This is a genomic window from Vibrio sp. CCB-PB317, from assembly GCF_022808245.1.
Lineage (GTDB): Bacteria > Pseudomonadota > Gammaproteobacteria > Enterobacterales > Vibrionaceae > Vibrio > Vibrio diabolicus.
The window spans coordinates 1211293-1224944 of sequence record NZ_JALGNU010000002.1 but is presented as its reverse complement, the minus strand read 5'-3'; the positions used below and the strand labels follow the sequence as shown (position 1 = coordinate 1224944).

General features: G+C 44.1%; 14 protein-coding genes. 12 read left to right on the top strand and 2 right to left on the bottom strand.

All coding sequences use genetic code 11. From position 1 onward, the window contains the following. The first annotated feature begins 59 nt into the window (after nt 1-59). From rbsB to vctC, 10 genes are all read left to right on the top strand, one after another. Nucleotides 60-938, top strand: a complete 879-nt coding sequence (rbsB, locus tag MTR11_RS14575) for a ribose ABC transporter substrate-binding protein RbsB (RefSeq protein ID WP_006741010.1) — start codon at nt 60-62, stop codon at nt 936-938. Between the two features lie 224 nt (nt 939-1162). After that, the gene (gene rbsK / locus MTR11_RS14570; protein ID WP_243327919.1) at nt 1163-2080 is read left to right on the top strand and encodes a ribokinase; all 918 of its coding nucleotides are present in this window, start codon (nt 1163-1165) and stop codon (nt 2078-2080) included. Between the two features lie 33 nt (nt 2081-2113). Further along, the gene (locus tag MTR11_RS14565; RefSeq protein WP_161442513.1) at nt 2114-3136 is read left to right on the top strand and encodes a substrate-binding domain-containing protein; all 1023 of its coding nucleotides are present in this window, start codon (nt 2114-2116) and stop codon (nt 3134-3136) included. A 500-nt stretch (nt 3137-3636) separates the two neighbouring features. Next, nucleotides 3637-4368: a nicotinamide riboside transporter PnuC gene (pnuC, locus tag MTR11_RS14560; protein ID WP_005397168.1), complete on the top strand. Its 732-nt coding sequence runs from the start codon at nt 3637-3639 to the stop codon at nt 4366-4368. Nucleotides 4369-4378: 10 nt separating this feature from the next. Further along, nucleotides 4379-5110: a nucleoside phosphorylase gene (locus tag MTR11_RS14555; protein WP_243327918.1), complete on the top strand. Its 732-nt coding sequence runs from the start codon at nt 4379-4381 to the stop codon at nt 5108-5110. A 132-nt stretch (nt 5111-5242) separates the two neighbouring features. Then, nucleotides 5243-5923 (top strand): Crp/Fnr family transcriptional regulator, encoded by a 681-nt coding sequence (locus tag MTR11_RS14550; RefSeq protein WP_006741007.1) that lies wholly within the window; start codon nt 5243-5245, stop codon nt 5921-5923. Nucleotides 5924-6086: 163 nt separating this feature from the next. Next, nucleotides 6087-6995 (top strand): siderophore ABC transporter substrate-binding protein, encoded by a 909-nt coding sequence (locus tag MTR11_RS14545; RefSeq protein ID WP_048624947.1) that lies wholly within the window; start codon nt 6087-6089, stop codon nt 6993-6995. Nucleotides 6996-7017: 22 nt separating this feature from the next. Further along, on the top strand, nt 7018-7953 hold the full coding sequence (vctD, locus tag MTR11_RS14540; RefSeq protein ID WP_041853077.1) for an iron chelate uptake ABC transporter permease subunit VctD: 936 nt from the start codon (nt 7018-7020) through the stop codon (nt 7951-7953). Next, nucleotides 7946-8896, top strand: coding sequence for an iron chelate uptake ABC transporter permease subunit VctG (vctG, locus tag MTR11_RS14535; protein ID WP_012842333.1), 951 nt, complete (start codon nt 7946-7948; stop codon nt 8894-8896). The genes vctD and vctG overlap by 8 nt, the downstream gene beginning before the upstream one ends. A 2-nt stretch (nt 8897-8898) precedes the next feature. Further along, on the top strand, nt 8899-9654 hold the full coding sequence (gene vctC / locus MTR11_RS14530) for an iron chelate ABC transporter ATP-binding protein VctC (protein WP_005397181.1): 756 nt from the start codon (nt 8899-8901) through the stop codon (nt 9652-9654). Nucleotides 9655-9708: 54 nt separating this feature from the next. Here vctC and cueR read toward each other — a convergent pair whose 3' ends face one another. Continuing rightward, nucleotides 9709-10095 (bottom strand): Cu(I)-responsive transcriptional regulator, encoded by a 387-nt coding sequence (gene cueR, locus MTR11_RS14525; RefSeq protein ID WP_243327917.1) that lies wholly within the window; start codon nt 10093-10095, stop codon nt 9709-9711. Nucleotides 10096-10182: 87 nt separating this feature from the next. Continuing rightward, nucleotides 10183-11151, bottom strand: a complete 969-nt coding sequence (locus MTR11_RS14520) for a helix-turn-helix domain-containing protein (protein WP_243327916.1) — start codon at nt 11149-11151, stop codon at nt 10183-10185. A gap of 116 nt (nt 11152-11267) precedes the next feature. Here MTR11_RS14520 and MTR11_RS14515 point away from each other — a divergent pair, with 116 nt between their 5' ends. After that, entirely contained in the window at nt 11268-13274 is a 2007-nt protein-coding gene (locus tag MTR11_RS14515) for a TonB-dependent siderophore receptor (protein WP_243327915.1), read from the top strand. A gap of 42 nt (nt 13275-13316) precedes the next feature. Continuing rightward, on the top strand, nt 13317-13598 hold the full coding sequence (locus tag MTR11_RS14510; RefSeq protein WP_006742780.1) for a DUF2218 domain-containing protein: 282 nt from the start codon (nt 13317-13319) through the stop codon (nt 13596-13598). Nucleotides 13599-13652 lie beyond the last annotated feature (54 nt).

The window sequence follows — 13652 nt, the reverse complement described above, 5'->3', positions numbered from 1 at the left end:
TGAATACAAACCGAGCCAGTGGGCGTGTGCTGGCTCACCCTACACAAAGGACTAGAACGATGAAAAAACTTGCAACTCTTATCTCTGCTGCACTTCTTTCTTCCACTGTATCAGTAGCGGCACAAGCCCAAGATACGATGGCGATTGTGGTTTCGACGCTAAACAACCCGTTCTTCGTAACGATGAAAGACGGTGCGGAAGCTAAAGCGAAAGAATTGGGGTACGACTTAATTGTACTGGACTCGCAAAATGACCCGAGCAAAGAGCTGTCGAACATCGAGGATTTAAGTATTCGCGGTGTAAAAGCAATTCTTATCAACCCAACGGATTCTGATGCTGTGTCTAATGCGATTCGTATGGCGAACCGTTCTAAGATCCCTGTATTGACACTAGACCGTGGCGCAAGCCGTGGTGAAGTCGTGAGCCACATCGCGTCCGACAACGTGATCGGTGGTGAAATGGCAGGCCACTACATCATGGAAAAAGTTGGCGAAAAAGCAAAAGTAATTCAGCTTGAAGGTATTGCGGGCACATCGGCGGCGCGCGAGCGTGGTGAAGGTTTCATGAATGCCGTGAAGGGCAGCGATATGGATCTTCTTGCGAGCCAGCCAGCAGACTTTGACCGTACTAAAGGCCTAAACGTGATGGAAAACCTACTCGCGGCTAACCCTGATGTACAAGCGGTGTTCGCACAGAATGATGAAATGGCGCTAGGTGCACTTCGCGCCGTTCAAGCTTCTGGCAAAGACGTCGTTATCGTTGGTTTTGATGGCACGGAAGACGGCATTGCGGCAGTTAACCGTGGCAAACTAGCAGCAACCATCGCGCAGCAGCCAGATCTTATTGGCGCGTTAGGTGTCGAAACGGCTGACAAAGTCTTGAAAGGTGAAAAAGTAGAAGCATACATTCCGGTACCACTAAAAGTAGTGACTAAATAAGTTTGACGTTCAATAAAGCGTCCTAATTTTTGCTCTCTCCTCCGTTTATATCTGTCGTTTAGGAGGAGAGGGCAAACATACCCAAGTGACTTAAAAATGCAGGGTATAGATGCCTTTGGCTTTTTATCGTGACTCCTTCGCTAAGGAGAGAAGTTAAAGTCATCTAACGTATTTTCCAAATAGTTTTTCAAAAAAAGGGTTCATTCAGAACCGAGGATAACCGTATGAATAAGTTAGTGGTGTTAGGTAGTGTAAACGCTGACCATGTTCTTCAAGTGCCTTCTTTCCCTCGCCCTGGCGAAACGCTACATGGTCGCAACTATCAAGTTATCCCAGGTGGCAAAGGTGCCAACCAAGCTGTTGCTGCAGCTCGACTCAAGGCTGATATTAGCTTTATTGCTTGTGTAGGCGATGACTCGTTCGGCATCAATATTCGTGAAAACTTCAATATGGACGGCATCGACATCACTGGTGTGAAGATGCAACCAAACTGCCCAACTGGCATTGCGATGATTCAAGTGTCGGATAGTGGTGAAAACAGCATTTGTATTTCAGCAGAAGCGAATGCCAAATTGACAGCAGAAGCGATTGAGCCAGATTTAGAACGCATTCGCCAAGCGGATTACCTGCTGATGCAATTGGAAACGCCGATGTGCGGCATTGAGAAAGCCGCGCGAGTGGCGAAAGATGCAAAAACTAACGTCATTTTAAACCCAGCCCCTGCTCGTGAACTGTCAGACGAACTGCTTGCTTGTATTGATGTCATTACACCAAATGAAACCGAAGCTGAAGTGTTGACGGGGGTAACGGTAACGGATAATGACAGCGCGCAAGAAGCGGCGAATGTGCTTCATAGCAAAGGTATCGAAATTGTCATGATCACTCTCGGTGCGAAGGGGGTTTGGTTAAGTCAAAATGGTAGAGGTGAGCTCATCCCGGGGTTCCGTGTTGACGCGACCGATACCACCGCAGCAGGGGATACGTTTAATGGGGCATTCGTCACTGGCCTGTTAGAGGGTTTACCTTTAGAATCAGCAATTAAGTTTGCACATGCGGCGGCTGCAATTTCTGTGACCCGCTTTGGCGCGCAGACGTCGATCCCAACTCGCGAAGAGGTGGACGCGTTTCTCGCTGCACAATAGGGCTTAAACGCCTCATCAATTAGGAGTAATAACATGGCGACGATGAAAGACATCGCAAAACTGGCAGGGGTTTCCACTTCAACAGTGAGCCATGTTATTAACAAGACGCGTTTTGTGAGTGAAGAGATCTCCGAACGCGTCAATAATGCCGCAAAAGAACTCAACTACTATGCGCCATCAGCTTTGGCGCGTAGCCTCAAAGTCAACCGTACCAAAACCATTGGTATGCTAGTGACAACTTCAACCAACCCATTCTTTGGCGAAGTCGTAAAAGGCGTCGAACGCAGTTGCTATCACAAAGGCTATAGTCTCATTCTATGTAACACAGAAGGTGATAATGAACGCATGCGCCAATCCATTAATACGCTTTTGCAAAAGCGTGTCGATGGTTTGATCTTGATGTGCTCCTCGCTAGAAGGGGAGCGTATCGATGTATTTGAGCGTTATCCTGATATCCCTGTCGTGGTGATGGATTGGGGGCCGATGCTGTTTACGAGCGACAAAATTCAAGATAACTCGCTTCGTGGCGGTTACCTAGCGGCGAAATACTTGATTGATTGCGGCCACACAGAAATAGGATGTATCACTGGCCCTTTGATTAAACACCAAGCGCAAATGCGATACGAAGGTTACAAACGTGCGATGAACGAAGCAGGCTTGGAATTTAATGCCAACTGGATAATTGAATCGGACTTCGAATGTGAAGGCGGATACCAAGCATTTATGAAAATGGCGCAGCGAGGCATCTTACCCAGCTCGATTTTCGTTTCCAATGATATGATGGCGATGGGTGTGATTAACGCCGCAAATGAGCTCAATATTAAAGTCCCGGAACAGATTTCAATCATCGGTTACGATGACATACATATCGCGAAGTTCATGTCGCCATCACTCACCACAATTCACCAGCCTAAATACCGTCTTGGGCAAGCTGCCGTGGAAACGCTTGTCCGAAAATTGGATGATAAATCAACAGAAGCGCAAGTCGTGCAATTAGAACCTACCTTAGTTGAACGAAAAAGTGTCAAGATATTAAAGTCAAGCAGCACTAGATGACCTGTGATGTTGAGCTAAAAAATCAAAAAAGTCGTTTCTCTTTATACTATAAAGCCTTACTATCACCATTGATTATAAATAAAAATATTAATTGTTGTCTGGCGGATTAGTTAAATGTTATCAAAAGGTTACGCTAAGTTCTCCGTAAAGCATCCTTGGTTTCACCGAGTTAATGTTATTGCGGTCATACTGATTTTTTTTGTGAGCTGTTATCAGCTCTTGGTGAATGAAGCATTCGAGTACGCCATTGGGTTTGTTATTACACTTTTGGCGTCAGCTTTATTTGCATCAGCTTCCGCATTCAAAAAGCGCTATTTAGGTTTGGATTCTTAGGCGTGTTAATTTCCTAGCGGTTCAATTGAGTCATTTATTGCTTTCAAGCAAGTATTGAACTGAATTATGATCGAGTGCATCAAGAGGGGGACAAATGTCCTCCTTTTTGTTAGGTGTCACGCCCTAATATAGGCATATTCCCAAACAAAATAATAAAGGACATCGACATGGACCTACTTGCCTTACTCGATATAAACAACACCCTGGTTAACATTCCAATTGGCGGCGGTTACGCAATGAGTTGGATCGAAGCTTTCGGTACGGTTTTTGGATTGCTTTGCATTTGGTTTGCTAGCCAAGAAAAAACCATCAACTACTTATTCGGTTTGCTGAATGTCACTCTTTTTGCCGTTATCTTTTTCCAAATTCAGTTATACGGATTATTACTTCTTCAACTGTTTTTCTTCTGTGCGAACATTTACGGTTGGTATGCGTGGACTCGTCCAAACGCGGAAGGTGAAACGCTGGAAGTACGCTGGTTAAACAAACAGAAACTCATCGCCACTGCTTCTATTAGCGTTGTGTCTATCGCGTTGTTAACCATCTACATCGACCCCTTTTTCTTTGCATTAGCAAACATTGCTGTTGATAGCTTGAATCTATTTGGTGCAGGTTTGGCTGATCCGGTACTTGAACCTGATGCGTTCCCGTTTTGGGATGCAACCATGACAGTACTTTCCGTTGTTGCACAAATTCTGATGACACGTAAATATGTGGAAAACTGGATTCTTTGGGTTGTGATTAACATCATCAGTGTTGGTATCTACGCGACACAGGGTGTTTATGCGATGTCCGTTCAGTATGCGATTTTGATGTTCATTGCTGCCAATGGTACGCGTGAATGGGCCCGTAGCGCCAAGCGCAATGGCGATAAAACCTTAGCTCAAGCTGCAGCATAAGGAGCGAAAAATGGCTAAACAACCTCATATCGGTGTTGATGAAACACAAGTCGCTTCTCTCGTCATTGTATGTGGTGAGCCAGACCGAGCTAATCGTATTGCCGCATTATTGGATGATGCAGAAATGATCTCGGAAAATCGCGAGTACCGTGTTTTTACTGGCAAATACAAAGACCAGCCTGTTTCAGTATGCAGCACAGGTATCGGCGCCCCATCGATGATCATCGCAGTTGAAGAGCTAAAACAGTGCGGCGTAACTCATGTAGTACGTGTTGGATCGGCAGGTGCGATGCAATCAGGCATTCAGCTTGGCGAGCTAATCATTGCCGAAGGTGCGGTAAGAGATGAAGGCGGATCCAAAGCGTATGTGGATTCGGCTTATCCGGCGTACGCAAGTTTTTCCTTATTAAAGGAAGTTGAGCGTTACCTGTCGGTGCAAGAGGCGCGTTATCATTTCGGTGTGGTACGTTCTCACGACAGTTTCTATACCGATGACGAAGATGCGATATGCCAATACTGGAACAAGAAGGGCGTCTTAGGTGCCGATATGGAAACCTCAGCTTTGTTTGCCGTTGGCCGATTACGTGGTCTTCATGTGGCTTCGATCTTAAATAACGTCGTTCTGTACCAACAAGATGTGAAAGAAGGGGTTGGCCAGTACGTTGATGAAGCGAAAGTAATGATGCAAGGTGAGAAGCTTGCTGCAATGACGGCGTTAGAAGCGCTGATCGCTCAGAGGTAGTCCGTACTAACCTCAGTAACTCTTATAAATCAATGAATGTAAAGCGACAGGCCACTGTCGCTTTTTTATTTGGTGTTACGGGGTACAATCCACCTGAGATAGTTATCAGTAACTTGTCTGAGAGAGCAGAGAATGAAAATCAGCCCGTATCCAACTGGCCGCTTCAAAACATACCTTGAAAAAAAGAGCGTTGCCTTTCGTGAGATGATCTATCAGTGTCAAATTAGTACGCGTTACTTTGATGCTGGGGAAGAAATTCTCCGCCAAGGTGAGCAACTTCAGTACTTATATGTTGTGCCGGTAGGTCGAGTGTCAATGAGTATATTGGCCGCGAATGGGCGACGCTTTCAATTAGGAGAGGCAAACTGCGACTACCATATCTATGGTGAAATGGAGTACTTCACTCAGACTCCTTGCCAATGGAATGTGATTGCAGATGAGCACATGCAGGTTGATGTCATCTGCATCCAAAAACTAACTGAAGCGCTACAAAAGCATCCAGAAATGATGGTGTTCTTTGCTTCAGCGTTGGCCGAAGATTATCAAGATTCTATGGATATCTATACCAATCGGTTATTGCATCCCATTACTTATAATATTGCGTATGATCTTTTCGTCCGTAATCAAACCAACACATTGCTCGGTGGCTTTGACAAAGTAAATCAAGAAGCTGAGCGATTTGGTACTTCTGGTCGTGTTTATCGACGTGCAGTTAAAGATTTGATTGAAAAGGGATTGATTGCAAAAACGGAAAACGGGTTGGAGATTATTGATGAGCTTGCACTTAAAGCATTTATCGAAGCGCATGAATGATACACCTAGATATTGCAATGAATGGTTTTTATAAGTCTTTGATATAGTTGAAGCTCGAATAAGCGTAACTAATGTAAAGTACCTTAAATTTTGTTGAATGCAGTAAAGAGTAACGTTATATTGCGAACGCGCATGATAATAGATCTCATTAAGGCTTAACAAAATGAAAAAATTCGTCGGTGCGGCTATGTTGTCGCTATTTACTGTTTCTCCTTCTTTCGCTGCTAAGGTTGTGATTGACCATTACATGGGTCAAACCGAGCTAGAACAATCACCAGAGCGCGTGGTTGTGATTGGCTTTGGTCCGCTAGATGCGCTGGACAACTTTGGTATCGATCCTGTTGCAGTCTCTAACTCTTCTAATCTGCCTAGCTACCTTTCAAAATACAGCAAAGATAACTACACCTCTGCGGGTAGTTTGTTTGAACCTGACTTTGAAACCATTTACATGCAAAAACCAGATTTGATATTGGTTGGTCCGCGAGCGTCTGCGAAATATGAAGAGCTGAGTGAAATTGCTCCTACGGTCGTTTTTGCTGCGAAAGAGAATCAAGGTTACTGGGAAGGTACGCAAGCACAGTGGCGCAATATTGGTAAAATCTTCAATATCGAAGAAAAAGTAGAGCAGAAAATTGAAGCGCTAGATGCTCAATTCAAAGCAATTCGTGACTACAACCAATCAAATAACAATGATGCGTTAACGATTTTAAGCATGGGTGACAACATCAGTGCGTTTGGATCTCAATCGCGATTTGGTGTGATTTATAACGATTTCGGTTTCTTGGAAACGGTTGAACACGTGAAAACGGGCACTCACGGAGATGTTATTTCTTATGAATTTATTCGTGAAGCTAACCCGAAAAATATACTCGTAGTTGACCGCAATTCGTTAAAAGGCACGCCAGATAACGATATTCGTAAGTCCATGGATAACGACTTAGTCAAAGCAACCGCCGCATATAAGAATCACAAAATCACTTATTTAGATGTGGACGCGTGGTACTTGTCGATGTCTGGTGTGACTGCAACAGAAAAAATGGTCAGTGAGATCAAGCAAACCGTTGAACTGTAATCCAAGATAGCAGAGGTTAACTTTGAAAAAGTTATTGCTAACCCTTGTGGTTTTAAGCACGGTTTCGTTGTTTGTTGGGGTGGCAAACATGACGCCCCAACAGTTATTTTCGGGTGATGAGAAAGCGTTAGAGCTTTTCTTTACCAGCCGTATACCACGTTTATTCGCCATACTGCTTGCTGGTGCAGGCTTAAGTATTGCAGGCCTTATTATGCAGCAAATCAGCCAGAACCGATTTGCTGCACCTTCTACAACCGGTACGATCGAATGCGCCATGCTGGGCTATGTACTGAGCGTGGTTTTCTTTGGCAACGACAATCACCTTTGGCTCGTATTCGGCATCTCGGTATTTGGGACGCTGGCGTTTATTTTCTTTATTCAGCGCATTCAATTTAAGAGTGTGGTTTTTGTGCCTCTTGTCGGGATTATTTTCGGCAATGTCATCCAATCCATGACCACGTTTATCGCTTACAAATACGATGCACTTCAAAGTCTGAATGCTTGGACAGTCGCAAACTTCGCCAACATCTTGCGTGGTGATTTTGAACTGCTGTACATCGCGGTACCAATGGCTATTCTCAGCTATCTTTTTGCCGCACGGATTTCAGCCGTGGGTATCGGAAAAGATTTCGCGGTTAACTTGGGGTTAAATTATCAGCAGGTTGTCACGATTGGCGTTCTATTGGTGTCAATCATGTCAGCAAGTGTCGTGATGATTGTGGGGCAGCTGCCATTCCTTGGTCTGATTGTGCCGAACCTCGTTAGTCACTTTTATGGTGATAACCTCAAAAAGAACATTCCGCTTACGGCCATGTATGGTGCGACTTTAGTGCTGTGTTGCGACTTGGTGAGTCGTTTGATTATCTTCCCTCATGAAATGCCAATCTCTATCGTGATCAGCATATTGGGTGGTGTGGTATTCATCGCGATGTTGTTGCGAGGTAAGCAACATGCGTGATTCAACGAAAATCCTACTGCTAGGTGGCATTGCGGTACTTTTTGCATGTTTGTTTATTGGTATTGGGCTAACGGCTGACAACTACCAGTATTTTTTATCTCGTAGAGTTCCTAAAGTATTGGCGATAGTGCTAGCGGGTGTGGCTATTGCTCAGTCTTCACTTGTATTTCAAACCATTACGCACAACCGAATTTTAACGCCAAGTATCATGGGGTTTGATGCGTTGTATGTGTTGACGCAAATTTTGATCGTGCTGATTTTTGGTGGTTTGAGTACTTTAGTTCTTAACTTGTACGTCAATTTCACGATTGCCGTAATTGTAATGGTGTCGTTTTCATTATTGTTGTTTGGTTTTTACTTTTCTAAAGGAAGCAAGAACTTGATTACGTTGCTATTGGTCGGCTTGATCTTTGGTCAGCTATTTTCCAATGCGGCGTCATTTTTCTCTTTGCTGATGGACCCAAATACGTTTGCAATCGTTCAATCGAAACTTTACGCCAGCTTTAATAATGTCAAAGTGAATTTGGTTTACTTTAGTGCGCCAGCTTTGATGTTTGCATGTTGGTTGCTATTTAGTATGCATCGCACTTTAGATGTGTTTTGGCTCGACCAAGACAATGCGAAAAGTTTGGGCGTCGATGTACCTAAGGTGACGCGAAATGTATTCATTATCTCGGCGGTTCTGATTGCTATTTCTACGGCTCTAGTGGGACCAATTATGTTCTTTGGTTTGCTGGTAACCAACTTAAGCCGAGAAATGTTCAGAAGTTACCAACACAAAACGCTACTGGTTGGTTGTTCGTTTCTCTCCATCAGCTCGTTACTGGCTGGGCAATGGATTATCGAGAACGTATTCAGTTTTGAGACGACGTTGAGTGTCGTTATTAACTTTATTGGTGGTGCGTATTTCTTATACCTACTACTGAAAAACAAAGTTGTATAAATATGATAGTGATAGACAAATTAACGAAGGCCTTCGGTTCAAATAAAGTGGTTGATGAGGCCAATACTCAGTTTGAAAAGGGCAAGGTAACATCGATTATTGGCCCGAATGGCGCGGGAAAGAGTACGCTGTTATCTATGGCTTCGCGCTTAACGGAGCGGGATGGTGGTAGTGTTATCATTGATTGCAAGGAAATTGCGGAATGGGACACTAAAGAGTTAGCGAAAAAGCTGGCGGTACTTCGTCAAGCCAACTCTATTACCATGCGATTTACCGTGAAGGAGTTGGTCTCTTTTGGCCGTTTCCCATACTCCAAAGGAAATCTGACCAAAGAAGATCATGCGGTGATTGAACAAGCGATCGACTATCTAGATTTACAAGGTATACAAGACAAATATTTGGATGAATTAAGTGGTGGTCAGCGACAGCTTGCGTTTATTGCCATGGTGATTGCACAAGATACAGACTACGTTTTTCTTGATGAACCACTTAACAATCTAGATATCAAACACTCTCTTCAGATCATGAAAGTCGTGCAGCGGTTAGCTCATGACATGAACAAAGCCATGGTGGTGGTAATTCATGATATTAATTTCGCAGCGTGCTACTCGGATGTCATATTGGCGCTTAAGCAAGGCAAAGTTGTGGCAAGTGGTGCGGTGGAGGAGGTGATTCAGGCGTCTACGCTAGAGGATATCTACGAAACGCCGTTTAATATTATCGAATTAAACGGCAAGCGCATGTGTACTTACCATTAATCCAACCTCAGGGCTTAATGAAAGCGATTCCTCAATGAGGATAGATAGGCGAGTTTACTTGGTGAGCTCGTCTATGATTGGGCATCGGCTTTCAGCGTCTCCCGGACAAGAAGAAACCCAACCTTCAAGTTGCGTTTTGATCTCTATAAGGTGCGCGATTTTTTCTTCAACCTCTCTCAGCTTATCCATGGTTCTTGCTTTTACTTCGCTGCTTTTTCGGTTGGGATTATGGGCAAGTTGCACAAACTCTTTGCATTCTTGCAATGAAAAGCCTGCGTTTTTTGCGCGTGATACTAAGTTAAGCTCTTGAATATGATTATCTGAATATTCGCGATAGCCAGAGTCGCTGCGCGCTGGTGGAGATATGATCCCTTTGTCTTCATACAATCGAATCGACTTAGATGAAAGCCCAGTAAGCTTTGCGACAGCACCAATATTCATGTTTAACCTCCATAACGTTTAAGGCGAGTATATACCGATGTTGCGGATAAGACACTCCTAAATAACAGTCAGTTACCTGGGGCCTCTTTACTCTTTTATCACTTCATGCGGTGGTACACCAAATACCTTTTTGAAAGCGCAGGTGAAGTTGGAAGGGTGGTGGTATCCGGCTTCATAAGCAGCTTCTGTGATCGTCACTAGGCCACGCTCCAAGTGTTGCCTCGCAATCTCAAGGCGCCGAAAGCGAATATAACCATTTACGGTCATATTCAGTGATTGTTTAAATCGGCGCTGCAGGTTTGAAACGCTCATTGAAAACACGCTTGCCAACTTTTCTAAGCCTAGTTCTTGCTCAAGGTGAGTTTCTATATAGCTAACAATATCCTCTATTCGACCATCTGTGTGCCGTTCATGGTTATTTTTATTAGCACTGAAGTTCTTGGGGATTTGCTCAGTCGCTTTATGCAAAATTTGATAGATCAAGCTTTCAACTTCCAACTTATCTTGGAATTCTTGTGGTGTTTCTCGGCTTGTCAGCGTTTCAGCTAGTTCGCATAACGCCTGGTTAAGCTCTAGAGGATGAAACGCCTGATGAGAGTTAAAAAAGGACCGATGACGACAGGTTTGGTCAAGGCGAGCCTCTAGCCACTGGGGCTTAACCAATATGTTGATCTTATTAATGAGGTTATCTTTGAGCAGTGAGCGACGAAAGTTTGCAGGTTTGAGTAGGTTCACCACAACACCTTTAGGGCCGTCGCTTGCGTCTAAATCAAATTGCAAATCGTCGTAGCCAAACGAGAGCTTACCTTCTAAAAGAATAGTGACCAACAGTGAGGCGTGTGCAGTAGAAACAATATGTGAATCAACGAGCTCTAGGCAACGTCCACCATGAACAAAGATTTGATCATTGTACTGATATGATAGGAATTTGCCTTCTGCCAGTTGAGTTTGACAAGGTTGACCTTGCGTGACGATCCACTGCTTTTCTGTGGCTTCCAGTTTTTGGGTTAAAGCGATCTTGGCAATTCTAGTTCGTTTTGGTGTGACTTCCTGCATTTGACACTTCCTCATAACACTTGTGCGATTTCGCATAATCAAATCGCCTTTGTATTTATAAAACTCATGCTTATTATACCTGAGAATTATTATCATTAATATTTAGGAATGAAGTTATGGAAAGCCCTGCTTGTTCATCTATCAAGCTTTCAAGCCTTTGCCTTGCAGTGGGAGTGGCGCTATCAAACCCTGTTTTAGCTCAAGATACCGAGTCACATTTTGAAGAAGTCGTTGTATGGGGAACAAAAGTTTCTAGCAATACCGAGTCGATGTTTGCAGACGATATGTCACTGAAGCAAGCGGATCATATGTCTGATTTACTGCGCGATATTCCCGGTGTGGATGTTGGTGGAACACACTCTGTGAATCAACGTATTACCATTCGTGGTTTGGGCGAAACCGATTTGGACATTCGTCTTGATGGTGCTTCTCAGCATGCAAGCATGTTCCATCACATTGGTAACTTGACGCTAAACCCTGACATTCTCAAATCTGCCGATATCCAGGTAGGTAATAACTCTGTGACTCAAAATGGCTTAGGCGGCTCGGTTTATTTTGAAACGAAAGACGCTCGTGACTTACTTCGTTACGATGAAACGTTTGGCGCTCGTGTTTATGGCGGTTATGCATCCAACGACAACCAACAAGGCTCGTTGACACTGTACGGGCTTTTGTCCGAAAACATTGATGCGATGGTTTATGGCCATTACGTTACGCGCGATGACTTTGAAGATGGTGACGGCAACAAAACCTATGGCGCTGCGGGTGATGTTTACAACATTCTGGCTAAGTTGGGGTATGAACTAAACGACATCCATCGTTTTGAGCTCTCTTATGACATGTACCGAGACAGTGGTGATTACAGTCCGCGTCCTGATATGTCGGGGAGTGCGAACAATGGCTTATCGAGCACGTTACTTATTCCTACGGATTATGACCGAGATACCGTTACCTTGAGTTACGAGCTGCGAGGCGAACAACATCAAGGTAACGTCACACTTTATAATACCGAGACGGAAATTAAACGGGATGAGAGCGTTATGGCTCCTCGCTGGCCTTCGAACCGTTTATCGAAGAACACCGCTAAAAACCAAAACTTTGGTTTGAATGGTAAGTTCCAGTCGGATGTTATGTTAGGTGAGTTTGATAATCGAATCACCTATGGTTTCGACTACATGGATAAGACATCTTCAAGTTACTACGGTAGCCGTAAGTTCATGGATGAATCGGCCATTTCAACCGCACTGTTTGTAGAAGACCAGTTCTTCTTTTCTGATGCTTTCTTTGTTACCGCAGGTATGCGTTTTGATGATTACAAACGTGAAGCTGAAACGGGGACGAGTAACTATGATGATGTGACCTGGGCCCTAGCGGCAGAATGGGCAGTCACTCAGGATTGGACGCTGTTTGCGAGCGCACGCTCTCTATTCAAAGGCCCTGAGCTGATGGAAACCTTTATTGCTTACCAAGACGTTGCATTTTTAGAGGATGGACTAAAGCCAGAAACGGGGTTGAACACACAGGGTGGTGTCCGTTTTGATAAAACCTTTGATAAGCATTTCTTTGGAGCGAATATTACGGCATTCCAAACGGAAATTGATGATTACATTGCAGACCAGTACCAAAACGCGACTCAAACTTACCTGATTTACAACTTAGGTGATGTTGAGATTAAAGGCTTTGAGGCAAGTGCTTCTTATGGCTACGACAAGTTTAACAGCAAACTTTCTTACTCTAAGTCGGACACCAAAAACAAGAATACCGGTGGCCCTGTTGCTGGGGGTAATGGGCGTAGCATTGATATGGGTGATAGTATTGCTCTAACTTTGGATTACCAGTCAGACGCTTTAGAAACGATCTTCGGGTGGAACTCAATGTTTGTTCTAGAGGAAGACAACGTCTTTGATGGTCAGCCAAAGAAAGCAAGTTATGATGTACATAATCTATATGCTCAATGGGTGCCGTCTAATATTGATGGACTGTCGGTGACCTTTGGTATTGATAATGTATTTGACGAGTTATACAGCTCTCATGCGTCTCGTTCGGGTACGGCACGTGGCTTCACGCTTGATGACTACGAGCCGGGTCGCAACTTCAAACTTTCTGCTGCTTATCAATTCTAATAGGGCTCCCGAGAGGGGGCGCTTCAAAACACGAGTAAATTCATGATTAAAGAAAGCACCCGAATAGATAGCGAACACGCTGACAAATACTTAGTGACACTTTGTCGGCATTTTGGACGAAAGGTTCCTGCTACTTGGAATGAAAACAGCGGTTTGGTGACATTCCCGACGGGAAAAGCGGAGTTTGCTCTTTGCGAGTCTAGCTTGACCATTATTTGTGAGGCAGATTCAGAAGAGAGATTGAGCACAGTGAAGGCGATAATCTCATCGCATGTAGACATGTTCTCTCGTAGAGAAACATTAGCACTTAACTGGGTTCGCTAGAGCTATTGATGAATGTGCAGAAAATGAGAGCGCATTAAAAGCAAAAAGCCCGCG